Annotated in this window: 16 protein-coding genes and 1 riboswitch; of the genes, 8 read left to right on the top strand and 8 right to left on the bottom strand. The window is 64.9% G+C overall.

The window, feature by feature from the left end:
- Positions 1–52: 52 nt before the first annotated feature.
- The gene (locus B1C78_RS10190) at positions 53–439 is read right to left on the bottom strand and encodes an RNA-binding S4 domain-containing protein (protein WP_077279074.1); all 387 of its coding nucleotides are present in this window, start codon (positions 437–439) and stop codon (positions 53–55) included.
- A gap of 261 nt (positions 440–700) precedes the next feature.
- Here B1C78_RS10190 and B1C78_RS10195 point away from each other — a divergent pair, with 261 nt between their 5' ends.
- Entirely contained in the window at positions 701–1,369 is a 669-nt protein-coding gene (locus B1C78_RS10195) for a glutathione S-transferase family protein (RefSeq protein WP_077279060.1), read from the top strand.
- Positions 1,370–1,617: 248 nt separating this feature from the next.
- On the opposite strand, the gene B1C78_RS10200 is transcribed toward B1C78_RS10195, so the two are convergent.
- The 3 genes from B1C78_RS10200 to B1C78_RS10210 all read right to left on the bottom strand — a co-directional run bounded on the left by B1C78_RS10200 (position 1,618) and on the right by B1C78_RS10210 (position 3,903).
- Entirely contained in the window at positions 1,618–2,604 is a 987-nt protein-coding gene (locus B1C78_RS10200; RefSeq protein WP_077279061.1) for an NAD(P)/FAD-dependent oxidoreductase, read from the bottom strand.
- 62 nt (positions 2,605–2,666) lie between these two features.
- A complete protein-coding gene (locus B1C78_RS10205; protein WP_077279062.1) occupies positions 2,667–3,116 on the bottom strand; it encodes a YcgN family cysteine cluster protein in 450 nt (149 codons plus the stop codon).
- A gap of 10 nt (positions 3,117–3,126) precedes the next feature.
- Positions 3,127–3,903 carry a hypothetical protein gene (locus B1C78_RS10210; RefSeq protein WP_245795394.1) on the bottom strand — a complete coding sequence of 259 codons (777 nt, stop codon included), beginning with the start codon at positions 3,901–3,903 and terminating at the stop codon, positions 3,127–3,129.
- A 101-nt stretch (positions 3,904–4,004) separates the two neighbouring features.
- Positions 4,005–4,241: riboswitch (cobalamin riboswitch) on the top strand.
- A 104-nt stretch (positions 4,242–4,345) separates the two neighbouring features.
- Between B1C78_RS10210 and B1C78_RS10215 the strand changes: the two genes are divergently transcribed.
- From B1C78_RS10215 to B1C78_RS10240, 6 genes are all read left to right on the top strand, one after another.
- A complete protein-coding gene (locus B1C78_RS10215; RefSeq protein ID WP_077279064.1) occupies positions 4,346–6,163 on the top strand; it encodes a TonB-dependent receptor domain-containing protein in 1,818 nt (605 codons plus the stop codon).
- A 27-nt stretch (positions 6,164–6,190) separates the two neighbouring features.
- Positions 6,191–6,742 (top strand): cob(I)yrinic acid a,c-diamide adenosyltransferase, encoded by a 552-nt coding sequence (locus B1C78_RS10220; RefSeq protein WP_077279065.1) that lies wholly within the window; start codon positions 6,191–6,193, stop codon positions 6,740–6,742.
- A gap of 109 nt (positions 6,743–6,851) precedes the next feature.
- A complete protein-coding gene (locus B1C78_RS10225; RefSeq protein WP_077279066.1) occupies positions 6,852–7,748 on the top strand; it encodes an ROK family protein in 897 nt (298 codons plus the stop codon).
- Positions 7,749–7,891: 143 nt separating this feature from the next.
- A complete protein-coding gene (gene dsrE2 / locus B1C78_RS10230; RefSeq protein WP_077279067.1) occupies positions 7,892–8,359 on the top strand; it encodes a sulfur carrier protein DsrE2 in 468 nt (155 codons plus the stop codon).
- Entirely contained in the window at positions 8,359–8,976 is a 618-nt protein-coding gene (locus B1C78_RS10235; RefSeq protein ID WP_077279068.1) for a TetR/AcrR family transcriptional regulator, read from the top strand. The genes dsrE2 and B1C78_RS10235 overlap by 1 nt, the downstream gene beginning before the upstream one ends.
- Positions 8,973–9,416 carry a hypothetical protein gene (locus B1C78_RS10240; RefSeq protein WP_077279069.1) on the top strand — a complete coding sequence of 148 codons (444 nt, stop codon included), beginning with the start codon at positions 8,973–8,975 and terminating at the stop codon, positions 9,414–9,416. Before B1C78_RS10235 ends, B1C78_RS10240 begins: the two co-directional genes overlap by 4 nt.
- Positions 9,417–9,559: 143 nt before the next feature.
- Here B1C78_RS10240 and B1C78_RS10245 read toward each other — a convergent pair whose 3' ends face one another.
- Positions 9,560–10,330: an HvfC family RiPP maturation protein gene (locus B1C78_RS10245; protein WP_077279070.1), complete on the bottom strand. Its 771-nt coding sequence runs from the start codon at positions 10,328–10,330 to the stop codon at positions 9,560–9,562.
- Positions 10,327–11,172 (bottom strand): HvfB family MNIO-type RiPP peptide maturase, encoded by an 846-nt coding sequence (locus B1C78_RS10250; protein ID WP_077279071.1) that lies wholly within the window; start codon positions 11,170–11,172, stop codon positions 10,327–10,329. Before B1C78_RS10250 ends, B1C78_RS10245 begins: the two co-directional genes overlap by 4 nt.
- A 295-nt stretch (positions 11,173–11,467) precedes the next feature.
- Between B1C78_RS10250 and B1C78_RS10255 the strand changes: the two genes are divergently transcribed.
- Positions 11,468–11,893, top strand: a complete 426-nt coding sequence (locus tag B1C78_RS10255) for a DUF1841 family protein (protein WP_077279072.1) — start codon at positions 11,468–11,470, stop codon at positions 11,891–11,893.
- A gap of 176 nt (positions 11,894–12,069) precedes the next feature.
- Here the strand turns inward: B1C78_RS10255 and B1C78_RS10260 are convergent, their stop codons facing one another.
- Positions 12,070–12,531: an HvfX family Cu-binding RiPP maturation protein gene (locus tag B1C78_RS10260; RefSeq protein WP_077279073.1), complete on the bottom strand. Its 462-nt coding sequence runs from the start codon at positions 12,529–12,531 to the stop codon at positions 12,070–12,072.
- Positions 12,532–12,677: 146 nt separating this feature from the next.
- Positions 12,678–13,022, bottom strand: coding sequence for a hypothetical protein (locus B1C78_RS10265; RefSeq protein WP_077279075.1), 345 nt, complete (start codon positions 13,020–13,022; stop codon positions 12,678–12,680).
- Between the last annotated feature and the right edge of the window lie 150 nt (positions 13,023–13,172).

The following is a 13,172-nucleotide window of genomic DNA, read 5'->3' on the forward strand; positions in this document are numbered from 1 at the left end:
AGTGCTGAGTGCTGAGTGCTACAGGCGAGGGGGCACACTTGGCCTTCATCCTTCATCCTTCATCCTTTCCAAGAAACTTCCTGATCCGCCGCCGTTCCCGCTTGTCCGGCCGGTGGTCGGTGCGCGGCATGGCGTCACGCAGGAGGCGGCGTTGTTCGGCCTGCGCCTCGCGGCGGGTGCGGCTGGCCTCGGTCTCCTCGTAAAGCTGCTGTGCTTCGCTGGCGGGGCGGCGTTGTTCGTTGAAGCCGCGTACCACGACCTCCAGTACGTCGTGGCCGCGGGTGATACGCAGCACCTCGCCGATGCGCAGGCCGCGCGCAGGCTTCACCCGTTCCCCGTCCACGTGCACCTTGCCGCCGATGACCGCCTCACCGGCGAGCCCGCGGGTCTTGAAGAACCGGGCCGCCCACAACCACTTGTCGATGCGCTGGGAATCCATGTCCATGATTCTGCATGTTTCATCAGGAATCGCGAAAGATTCCGACCCCCCGCGGTCGCATCGCTTGCTTGTAGGTCGGCCTTCAGGCCGACATCAGTGGATGCGGTTGGGCACCGCTTGTCGGGCTGAAGCCCGACCTACGGTCGATTTTCCTTCCGGAGACACCAACCGGGGAAACCGGATCGGCAGCGACATGGTTCCTTCCGCCCGAAGCAGGGCGGTTTGTTACCATGAGTGCCTCATTCAGGCCTCCTTTCGGTCATGCAGCTCAAGCTCGTCAGTTTCGATCTGTGCCCCTACGTGCAGCGCAGCGTGGTGACGCTGCTTTACAAGAACGCGGATTTCCAGGTGGCGTACATCGATCTCCAGGATCCACCTGAGTGGTTCCTGGAGATCTCCCCGCTGAGCAAGGTGCCGTTGCTGCTGGTGGACGGCGACACGGTGCTGTTCGAATCGGCCGTGATCAACGAGTTCGTGGATGACATCACACCGCCCCGTCTGCAACCTGAGGATCCGCTGGCGCGCGCGCTGGATCGGGGCTGGGTGGAGTACGGCTCCCAGTGCATCATGGATCAGTACCGGGTCATGACGGCGCCCGATGCAGCGGCCTTCGAGGAGGTCGGGCACACTGCCGTGGCCCGACTGGCGCGCCTGGAGAATCACCTGGGCGAGGGCCCCTGGTTCAACGGAGAGCGTTTCAGCCTGGTGGATGCCACGTTCGCGGCGGTGCTTATGCGGTGGGATATTCTCAACCGCCGTCATCCCGTCTTCGAGCCCGACCAGTTCCCCCGCCTCGAACGGTGGTGGAAGGCCCTGTCCGAACTGCCGGCAGTGAGGGAATCCGTGCCCGCTGACCTGGAGGAGAAACTGATGGCCTATCTGCGGCGGCGCGGCGGCCATGGTGCGGCGGTATTTGCCGGCCAGAACTGAGTGTTACCTGTCCGGTTTGTTTCCTTGCTGACGTCTTGAGGGGTTTATGGCTGCGTGCCTTCGATGGAGGGCCGTTTGATCTCTCGCAAAGACGCGAAGCCCGCAAAGCAGAGATATTGAAGAGCGAACATCCCAAGTCCAGGACACGGGCCATCCCCTTGGTTTTTCGCAATGAATTCCTTGGATTTTCCTTCGCGAGCTTCGCGGCTTTGCGAGAGAAATGGTTGCGAGAGTGATGAACCTGTTCCTCAGCCCGCCAGGCACTCCGACAGCGCATGCCCGCTGAGCCAGGCTGCTTCCACGCGGGGTCCCAGGCACCAGTCCCCGCACAGCGACAGGCCCTGGGATGCGTCGCGCAGGAAGGGTTGGCCCAGGGTGTGGATGGGGGCTGCGTGGGGCCAGAAGCGGGCCTCTGCGAACAGGGGGTCGACTGCATCCAGGTCCAGGGCGCTTTCCAGCGCCCGCAGCAGATGGGCCAGTACCTCCGAATCCCCCAGGTCGGCGTGAACGGCCGACCACTCCGGCGTGGCGTGCAGGACCCAGGCCTCGCGGCTGGCGCGTCCCGGCTTGCTGTTGTTGCGTGCCACCCAGCCCAGGGGCGACTGGTTCACGTAAGCGGCGTCGAAGGGCACGGGAAGGGCCTCCTCGAAACCCAGCATGACCGCCCAGCAGGCGGTGGTCTCGAAGTGCGCAATGCGTTCGGTCAGGGCGGGGGACTGTGAGCCCAGCAGGTCACAGGCCTCGGGCGCGGGCACGGCCAGCACCAGTTCGCGGCAGCACGCCTGTTCCTCGCCCCGCTCGTCGAACAGCCGCCACAGGCTGTCTTCCCGCACCACGGATGCGACCCGGGTGCGCTCGCGCACATCGCAGTAGCGCGCCAGATGGCGCACGAGTGCACCCATGCTGGGTTGGGCGACAAACAGCTCAACGGCGTCCCGGTTGAAGAAATCGCCTCGATCCACCTCCACCACCCATCCCTGCCAGGGTGCGACGCGCTGCTCCGCCAGCCAGGTGTCCACCTGGGCACGGAACAGGGGGTCACGCACCGTCAGGTACTGGGCGCCGGCATCGAACTCGTAACCGTCGGCGCGCAGGCCGCTCATTCGGCCGCCCGGGTGGACGTTGCGTTCCAGCACGATCGCTTCCCGGTCCGTGAGACCCAGGCCCACGGCACAGGCCATCCCGGCCATGCCGCCCCCGATGATGACTGTATCCAGTGCCTGTTGCCCGGACATTGGGCCCCCTGATCTGTGGTGTCGGTGCCAAGCGGAATCCGCTGCTCCCCCAATGCGGGAATTTACACGTCCCGGCCCGGCCAGACCACGATGCGGGTCTCAAGGGGATCGCCGTCGTCCTCGCTCACCACGCGGCCGCGCACCGATGCGCCGCGCCTGTGGACACTGTCCGGGTCGCCGGTCACCAGCGGATGCCAGGGCGGAAGCCCGCGGCCTTCAGCCAGGCGGCGGTAGGCACAGCTCGGCGGCAGCCACTGAAAGTCCGACAGGTCGGTCAGTGACAGGCTGATGCAGTCCGGAACGCGTTGCTGGCGGTGCGCATAGTCGCTGCAACGGCAGGTGTGCAGATCCAGCAGCCGACAGGCGACGGAGGTGTGATAGATCTCCCCCGTGTCCTCGTCTTCCAGCTTGTGCAGGCAGCAGCGGCCGCAGCCATCGCACAGGGATTCCCATTGGGCGCTCGTCATCAGCGCGAGCGGCGTGGTTTCCCAGAACGGCGCTTTGCGGCTCACCGGGGTGCGATCACGGGATCAGGGGTTGCAGGGCCTCGCCCCGGAGGATGCGCTCGCGGACATCGTCGAAATCGATCGGGGGCGCATAGTGGAGCATGTCCCGGCCGTTGTCGTTGAGCATGAGCACCGTCCCGGTGCGCGGATAGAGCCAGTACTGGTTGCCGTCCGGGGTGGGCAGGCGCTGCTCGGGCTCCCCGAACCGGCGCAGCACGATCTCCTGGTCATAACGGGCCCGGGGCACGTACGTCAGCTCCCGGACGGGCAGCGCCAGGGCTTCCGCGGTGCCGGATGCGGACAGGTCCAGGCGGCGCGCCCCGCTGGGCATGGGCTTGTTGCCGGTGCCCTCGGCGATCATGCGGGCGAGCAGATAGTCGTCGGCATCCAGGATCGCCACCAGATTGGCCTCGAAGGGGCCGAGTTTCACCCCGCCGAAGTAGGCCTCCAGGGCCTGGGTGCCATCCGGGTGCACGAACAGGCCCAGGCTGGGAAACAGGCGCAGCTTGTCGCGCAGCTCGCCCAGGGGGGTTTCGCCCAGCGTGATGCCGAACACCTGGATGGTCCGACCCTCGTCCACCAGTTCCACCTGCCAGGGCAGGTCCTCGAACTGGGTCTGGCGGGGTGTACCCCCCAGCCACCACATCAGCAGGGCCAGCACCGGCACGGCGAGCAGGGTGTACAGCAGGAACTTCTTCATAAAGGTGCGGGCTGGACCATTGGCGGGGCGGTGATGGTAGCACCCGGGGGCCTGGGGGCTCCAGCGGGTGGCCCGGAAGTGCCGCGGTTTCACTTTCGCCTGCCCGCGGCGTTATCATTCGCCCCGCCATCCCGAGGGATGGCGTCACACATGCCGGCACCAGGAGCAGCCTAAGTCCGACAGGCTCCTGGACCGGCACCCATGACCTGGCAGGTGTTCCGCCCCGAGGTATCGGGCGCGGAATGAAACGGGAAGCAGGTGAGAATCCTGCGCTGCCCCCGCAACGGTGATGGGAGGGCCCGGGCCGCAGACGGCCCCGGGCGCCGCGAGACAGTTGAGCCACTGCGCATTGGCGTGGGAAGGCGTTTCGCGGCATCGACGCGCGTCGATACTCCCCGAGCCCGGAGACCGGCCTGACAGGTTGCAACCGGACCGCGGCGGGCCGTCCGGCGGAGTCTGGCGTCACCAGGTGCGTGACGCCGTCCGCCTGTGTATGCCCGAGCGGCCCATGACCAATGGCTTGCGGAGGGCAACCATGCCAAGACTTACCCATTCCAGACGCCGGGGTGCCGGCGCCTTCACGCTGTCCCTTTCCCTGTTTGCGGTGTACCTGCCGGCAAACGGTGCCGAGGAACTGGAACCTATCATTGTTACTACACCCATGCGCATGGCGCAGACCGTGGATGACAGTCTGCATCCGGTCAGCGTCATCACCCGCGAAGACATCGAGCGGCTTCAGCCGACCGGCGTGCCCGATCTGATCCGGGGGCTTCCCGGCGTGCAGGTGGGCTCCAGCGGTGGTTTCGGCAAGCAGACAGGTGTGTTCCTGCGTGGCGCCAATGCCAACCAGATGATCGTGCTGATCGACGGGGTGCGGGCCGGGTCAGCCACCGCAGGCGGCGCTGCCTGGGAGTTTCTCCCTGTGGAGCAGATCGAGCGCATCGAGGTGGTGCGCGGTCCCCGCGCGTCAGCCTATGGCGCCGATGCGGTGGGCGGCGTGATCCAGATCTTCACCCGCAGCCCGGGGCGGGAACCGGTGCGCGAGGTCATGGCGGGGTACGGGCGCTACAACACGCGTCAGGCCGGTGCGTCCGTTGCGGCGGACAGCGGGACCTGGCGCTATCACCTGGGCGTGAGTCATCTGGCGAGCGACGGCTACGATGTGCTTGACGGTGGCGATCCCGACGATGACGGCTATCGCAACGATGCCGTCAATGCACGTCTGGGATATCGGCTGGACAATGATGTGGACGTGGAGCTGCGGCTGATGCGCGCCCAAGGGCGGACGGAGTTCGACTCCCTGTGGACAACCGGTACGCATGAGGAGGACTTCCTGCAGCAGGCGGTGTCCGCCCGGCTCGGAGGCCCCGCGGGTTCCGCTGGTCGCTGGCATGTGATCACGGGAGAAATGCGTGATGAGCGTGACACGCTGGATGGAGACAGCACTTTCCGCTACGACACGCGGCGCCAAAGCGTCAGCGTGCAGACGGACTGGCTGCTGGACAGGTGGCAGTTGACGCTGGGCGGGGATTACCTGCACGACCGCGTCTCCAGTACCGAAGCGTTTGCCCGGGATAGCCGTGACAGCGGCGCGGTGTTTGCCCAGTTGCACACCGAGTGGTCCCGCCACCTGCTCGGCGTCGGACTTCGGCACGACCGCTACAGCGACTTCGGGTCCCATGCCACGGGTGACCTGGCCTGGGGGTACCGTCTCGATGAGCGCTGGCGGATCAGGGCCAGTGCCGGTACGGCATTCAGGGCGCCGACCTTTAACGATCTGTACTTTCCCTTCGGGGTCGGCAATCCCGACCTCGACCCGGAACGAGCCCGCAACGTCGAGGCGGGACTGGAGTATGCGCGCAACGGCCACCGGCTCGGCGTGAACGTTTTCGAGAATCGAATCCGGGATCTGATCGTCTTCGATGCCGCCACGTTCACCATGCAGAACATTGATCGAGCCCGTATTACGGGGGTGGAGGCCGATTGGCAGTGGCGCGAGGGGCATTGGCAACTTGGGGCGAGCTACACCTGGCTTCATGCGCGGGACGAAGCGTCGGGAAATCGACTGCCGCGCCGCGCCCGGCACAGTGCCCGGGCGGACGTGGACCGGGTTGTGGGCGCGGCGCGCTATGGCCTGAGCCTGATCGGGCAGGACCGGCGTTATGACGATGCGGCTAATACCATCGAGATGTCCGGCTATGTCACCATGGACCTGCGCGCCGCCTACCGGATCGATCGGCGCTGGGAGGTCTCCGGCGCCTGGAGCAACATCCTTGACCGGGACTACGAGACCGTCGCCGGTTATCGTCAGCCGGGCCAGGCACTGAATGTGTCCCTGCGCGGCCGGTTCTGATCCGCCACGGCTCGACTCGAGGTTTTCATGGGTAATCGACTGACACGCATCTACACCCGCACGGGCGACGACGGCACCACGGGCCTCGCCACCGGGGGTCGCGTTGCCAAGGACTCGGTCCGGATAGAGGCGATGGGCGACACGGACGAACTCAACTGTGTTCTGGGCGTGCTCCTGACGGGGTCATTGCCGGCAGCGCACCGGGATTTGCTGCTGGAGATCCAGCACGACCTCTTTGATCTCGGTGCGGAGCTGTCCATGCCCGGCGAATCGGTGCTGGGATCCGCGCGCGTGGACTGGCTGGAGGCGCGGCTGGACGAGCTCAATGCCCACCTGCCGCCGCTCCGGGAGTTCATCCTGCCGGGCGGGGGCGCAGCGGGGGCGCAGTGCCATCTCGCCCGGGCGGTGTGTCGCCGTGCCGAGCGCAGTCTGGTGCACCTGGCGCGGGAAGAACCGGTGACGGAGACCGCGCGCCGGTATCTCAACCGTCTCTCGGACTTTCTGTTCGTGCTGGCCCGGGTGCTGGGGCGTGAATCGGGGGAAGGCGAGGTGTTCTGGAAAGGTGGAAGGACGAAATGAAGTGAGAAGTGTGAATTGGGAATTGGGAAGGCTGAAAGCTGAACGCTGAAGGCTGATGGCTGAGAAATGAAGCGGCGCGAGTCGGACTGTTCGACGCAGAGTAAACAGCATGTACCGGATCGGCATTGACCTGGGGGGCACCAAGACCGAGATCATCGTGCTGGATGATTCCGGTCGGGAGTGCCTGCGTCGGCGGGTGCCGACGCCTCGGGGCGATTACCCGGGCACGCTGGACATGCTGGTCTCGCTGGTGCGGGAGGCGGAGTCCGAATTGGGGGCGGAGGCCACTGTGGGGGTCGGCACCCCGGGGGCCGTGTCGGCCCGCACGGGGCGCATGAAGAACTGCAACTCCGTGTGGCTCAACGACCGTCCCCTGCGTGAGGATCTGGAGGCGCGGCTCGAACGGCCCGTACGCATTGCCAACGATGCCAACTGCCTTGCGTTGTCCGAGGCGACGGACGGAGCGGGGGCGGGCGCGGCAGTGGTGTTCGCGGTCATTCTGGGGACGGGCACCGGTGCCGGGATCGCCGTCAACGGCCGGGTGATCACCGGTGCCAACGCCATCGCCGGCGAGTGGGGGCACAACCCGCTGCCCTGGTCCCGGGACGAGGAGCGCCCCGGACCCCGGTGCTATTGTGGGCGCCGGGGTTGTCTCGAGACTTGGCTGTCCGGTCCCGGACTGGTCGCGGACCACGTACAGGCGGGCGGGGAGGCTCTGGACGCACGGACCCTTGCCGCGCGCGCCGCGCAAGGGGATCCGGCCTGTGTGGCCAGCCTCCAACGCCACCAGGACCGTCTGGCCCGGGGTCTGGCCCACGTGGTCAATCTGCTGGATCCCGATGTCATCGTCCTGGCGGGCGGGCTTTCGGCATTGCCGGACCTGTGTGTCGGCGTGTCGGCCCAATGGGGAGAATTTATCTTTTCAGATCATGTGGATACGCGCATCGTGCCGGCCCGTCATGGGGATTCCAGCGGCGTTCGGGGCGCTGCCTGGCTGTGGGCCTGACGGCCGCGCATGATTCGCTGGCGTAATAAACTGCTTTGAAAAAGTCAGACGGTTGACTATAGTCAGGGTCGCCCCGGAGTGACAGGGGATATCTCATCAAGCCCTCCGCGAGAGAGGGATCAACCGTTCAGCAGGAGTCATCCATGTCTGAGAAGAAACTGGCGATCATCGCCACCAAGGGTACACTGGACTGGGGCTATCCCCCCTTCATCCTGGCTTCCACGGCAGCTGCACTGGGCTACCAGGTTCAGGTATTCTTTACCTTCTATGGGCTGCAGTTGCTCAAGAAGAAGCTGAACCCGAAGGTCACTTCCCTGGGTAACCCGGGGATGCCGATGCCCATGCCCATGCCGGTGCTGTTGCAGGCGCTGCCGGGCATGCAGAGCATGATGACCATGATGATGAAGAAGAAGATGGCCTCCAAGGGCGTTGCCAGCCTGGAGGACCTGCGGAACCTGTGCCTGGAAGCCGATGTGAAGATGATCGCCTGTCAGATGACGGTGGATCTCTTTGAGATGTCTCCCTCGGAGTTCATCGACAACGTGGAGTACGGCGGGGCCGCCACCTTCTTCGAGTTTGCCGGAGAGTCGGATGTTTGCCTGTTCATCTGATGACTGAAGCGATTGCCAACAACACATCTGCCGACGCAGTCGGCCGTGGTGCCGAGAACCGGGAACGGATCGTCGCCGCGGCCGACCGCCTCTTTTATGAGCGCGGCTTTCAGGCCACCTCGTTCAGTGATATCGCTGACGCTGCGGGAGTGCCGAAGGGCAACTTCTACTACTACTTCAAGACCAAGGATGCGCTGCTCGAGGGCGTCATCGACTGGCGGCGCAATTGCCTGAAGGCGCTGCTGGACAATCTCAACCGCACCTACGATAACCCCCGCGAACGGCTCATGGCCCTGCTCCAGGGCCTGTGTGCGGGCGAGGACGACATCGTCCGCTACGGCTGCCCCATGGGCACCCTGAGCGCCGAACTCTGCAAGAGCGGCCACCCCCTGCGCGAACGTGCGCAGGCGCTCCTTGAAATGATCCGTGACTGGATCGCCACCCAGTTGCAGCTGATGGGCCAGGACGATCCCCTGGAGCTGGCCCGCGAGATCCAGACGCGCAGCCAGGGCGTCACGCTGCTCGCGCATGCCTATGGCGATCACGGGATGTTGTCCGAAGGCATGGCGCGCGTGCGGCGCTGGGTCGAGTCCGTTCTGGACGGCCGTTCTCATTGACCGAAAACAGGGATTTCCTCGCCGCGTTCAGCGGCGGGTTCCACGGTATTCTCCGTTGGCATCAGCTGGACGCGCTGTGGGCACGCCTGCGTGCCCGTGCCGGCGAGGGATGGTATGTCTACGCCGTGGGTGAGCCGCCCCCGGTTGCGCCGGTCGATGCCGAGGCGCTGGAGCAATTCATCGCCGGGATGGACACCCTGCTGCGCAGGGATCACGACGAGGATTACTGCGGCGTGGTCTACGCGGATGACCCGGCTTCACCCCGCTTCGTGAAGATCTACGATCCCAATCACCTGGGCAGCAGCTGCGGCAGCAGCGGCCTGCGTATCCTGCCCGGCTGGACGATCTCGCTCGCGCCCCCCGTGGACCTGCCCGAGGCCCTGCCGCAGACCGGGAGCCGGAAGCGTTGGTGGCAGAGAATCTTTGGAAGTGGGAAGTGAGATTGGAAGTGGGAAGGGTGAATTGGGAAGTGGGAAAGAAACACCCATTACCCGCACTGCCGTCGGTCGGGCTTCAGCCCGACTGCAGCGGTACCGACATGCAACGGCGTCGGGCTGAAGCCCGACCTACGTGATTCTTCGCTTCATCCTTCATCCTTCATCTTTCCAAGCACTTCGCGTGAGCGAAGTTGCTCCAGGATTTCCAGCCCGCCCCGGATGACCACGCCGGGATCCGTGTGTCCCATTTCGTCGGCGATGCGTTTCAGCAGTGTATGCGCGGTATCTCCGGCATTGGCCTGGATGAGGTGCACCAGCCGGGCGGTCACCGGGTTGAGCTCCAGGAAGGCCACGCGGTCCTCGGGGGTACGATGGACCAGCAGATGGGTGGGCGTTTCCGGGAGTTCCTGCGGGCGGCAGGCCCGGCCGATACGATGCACGGGGAACCGGTAGCCGAGCAGCCAGGCCAGGGGCGAAAGCGCTGGTCGTACGCTCAGCAGATCCGTATCCGCGGCCAGGGGCTGCCAGTCGCTCGGTGCTTCCGCCACGGTCAGGGCCACCTCCACGTACTCGTAGTGCGCCATCTCGGCCAGGAACGGGGGATCGTCGGCGTGCGGGGCGCGTCCGTCCTGCAGCCACCCCACGAACTCCTGTCCGATCTCGAGAAAATAGGGCGTACGCGCCCGGTGGCTGCGCAGAAAGTCGCGCACCAGCGCATGCCACCCGTCGTCGTCGTAGAGGCTGCGGATCACCGGGAAGCCCCGTGACAGGAAGCCTTCCACGTTGTTGTAAATGAGTTCCCGGTAGATCCCGACGCGCCGGGATTCGACCCCCTCGGGGGGCGGGCTGCCCTGCGGGTCCCGCAGATGTGCCGTCAGGGCCCGCTGAAGCTGCTGGAAACGGGGGATTCCCTTCATGAACGGGTCGCCTCATCCTGCAGACGCCGGATGGTGCTCACTTCGTCGAGCAGGGTCTCCACCGGCGGAAAATTGAAGTCCCGCTCCAGCAACGTCGGAAACACCCCGAAATGTTCGTAGGCGGTGCGCAGCAGCGACCAGACCGGGTCGATCACCTCGGCCCCGTGGGTGTCCACGATGAGGTCCTCGGCCTCGTTGTAGTGACCCGCCACGTGCGCGTAGACGATGCGCTCGCCGGGCAGCCCCTTGAGAAAGGCCGCGGGGTCATAGCCGTGGTTCACGCTGTTGACGTAGATGTTGTTCACATCCAGCAGCAGATCGCAGTCGGACTCCGAGAGCACGGCGTTGATGAACTCCAGTTCGCTCAGTTCCGCACCGATGGCTGCGTAATAGGAGGCGTTCTCCAGGGCGATGCGCCGCCCGAGGATATCCTGCGCCCGACGCACCCGTTCAGCCACGTAGTGCACTGCCTCTTCCGTAAAGGGGATGGGCAGCAGGTCGTAGAGATGTCCGTCGTCCGAGCAGTAGGAGAGATGCTCCGTGTACAGACCGATCTCATGTTCGTCGAGGAAGGTACGAATATCGTTGAGCAGCGCCTCGTCCAGCGGCGCGGGGCTGCCGATGGAGAGCGACAGTCCGTGACACACAAAGGGAAACCGCTCCGTGAACGCGCGAAAGCGGCGCCCCAGGCGCCCGCCCACACCGATCCAGTTCTCCGGTGCCACCTCCATGAAGTCCACGCGCCCGGGGGCGGCGGAGTCCAGGTCGTCCATCAGGTCGCGGCGCAGGCCGAGCCCTGCGCCTTGTACCGCGTAGCGGGTTCTGGATTCGTTGTCCGGCATGATCCTTAGAGGATTGTCGTGGGTTCAGTTCATTGTACGCAAGAAGCTCCGAAGGGGATTCAGGGCCTGCTCTTCTTCTGATCCGCCAGTTGAACGCGGAGGACGCAGAGACGCTGAGGGCGCGGAGTTACTCAGAGAAAAAACTCCGCGTTCTCCGCGTCTCTGCGCCCTCCGCGTTACATACCCCGGTTTCCGCCAGCCCGTCGGTACACCGAGCCATGCGCTCAACGCTTGCGTTCATTCCGTCAATCCTGTTAATCCTGTTCAAATCCTGTCAATCCTGTCCATTCATCCCATGTACGAGCAAGCCTCCCGTGAACAGCTCCGCCGCATGTACGCCGAAGCCTGGCGCAGGCATCGGGCCAGCGAGGCGCTGGAGCCGCTGGAGCGCCAGATCGCCGAGCTGATCGAGGAGCATCCCGAATACCAGGCCTTGATCGAGGACCCCGATGCGGCGTTGGCCGCGGAATTCACCCCCGAGGGCGGGCAGTCCAACCCTTTCCTGCACATGGGCATGCATCTGGCCATCCGCGAGCAGGCCGGCACCGACCGCCCCGCCGGCTTCACCGAGGCGTATCAGAAGGCCGTGCGAAAGCTCGGCGCCCACGAAGCCGAACACGCCATCATGGACTGCCTGGGTGCGGTGCTCTGGGAGGCGCAGCGCTCCGGCCGGCCACCGGATGAGCAGTCCTATCTGGAGTGCGTGAAGCGGCTTTGCTGATCCGCGGATACGATGCAGGCATCACGGGGCCTAGCTAAAGTGCGTTCGTTTCTCTCGCAAAGACGCGAAGCTCGCTAAGAAGGACTTTGAATAATGATTTCTTCGCGGGCTTCGCGTCTTTGCGAGAGGCATTCTTTCACGTAAGTGCGACTCCGATGCCTGAGCGCTCCCCGGTGTCAGGCGGTGGCAAAGCGCCCCTTGATCAAGGCATCCACGCTCAGCTTGCCGGGGCCGGTGAACAGCAGCGTCACCAGCATCACCAGGAAGAACAGCGGCAGCAGCCAGCCGTTGTCGCAGACGTTGTAGCCGTTGCCGGCATGCACGCTGTGCCAGGCGACGATATCCAGGATGATCAGCGATACCACCGCGAAACGCATGCCCAGCCCGATGATCAGCGCCACGGCAGCAAGGATCTCCGTCCAGGTGGCCAGAAACCACGACAGGCCCACGGGCAGTACGTTGAAGGGGAACATGAAATCTTCCTTGATGAAATGAAACCAGTTGTCCCCGCCCAGCTTCTCCAGCCCCGCCCGCCCGAACTCGAAGGCGAGCAGCAGTCGAAGCCCCACGGGCGCCAGCCACTCGCCTGCCCGGTCCAGTCCCGTGAATACGCGTTGTATCAGTTCAGCCAGCCACATGGCTCTCCTCCTTTTCGCATGGTGGTCATGTGACTGCTATACGCGTGAAGGGGGCACGTGGATGCGGGTTAGACGCATGCCAAGGGACAAAAAAAACCGCGACCCGGAAGCGGGTCGCGGTCTGGTAGTGCTTTGATGCAGCGGCCTCAGCGGCTGCCGCAGCGGCCCTCCCCGCACCTGCCTTCACCGGTCTTTTCCTTGTCTTTGTCCTTGTCGGCAGCAGCGCCGCCACACGAACCTTCACCGGCCTTGTCGCCGCCACACGAGCCTTCCGCGGGCTTCTTCTCGTCGGACGTGGCACCGCCGCAGCGTCCTTCACCACAACGGCCTTCACTGCCACTGTGGCTGCCTGCCACCGTGTATCCGCTGGACAGGCTCTGCATTCCGAAGGGGTTTTCGGCAGCGCTGGCCAGGGGCGCAGCAGCCAGGGAACCGATGAACAGGGCGCCCAATGCGGCGGCACCAAGAGGTTTGCGAATCTTTTCCGACATGATCATTCTCCTTACGTTGTTGCGTGTGGTGATATTCAGACCCGGACTAATTTGCATTTGCATCGGATCCGGGAATGATACGACGCACGCGTTGATCTGGATTCAGAGGACGTACCGGCGGGCTAGCCCACATATCTCACCGGTCGGACA

The organism is Thioalkalivibrio denitrificans (genome assembly GCF_002000365.1).
GTDB classification, from domain to species: Bacteria; Pseudomonadota; Gammaproteobacteria; order Ectothiorhodospirales; family Ectothiorhodospiraceae; genus Thioalkalivibrio_A; species Thioalkalivibrio_A denitrificans.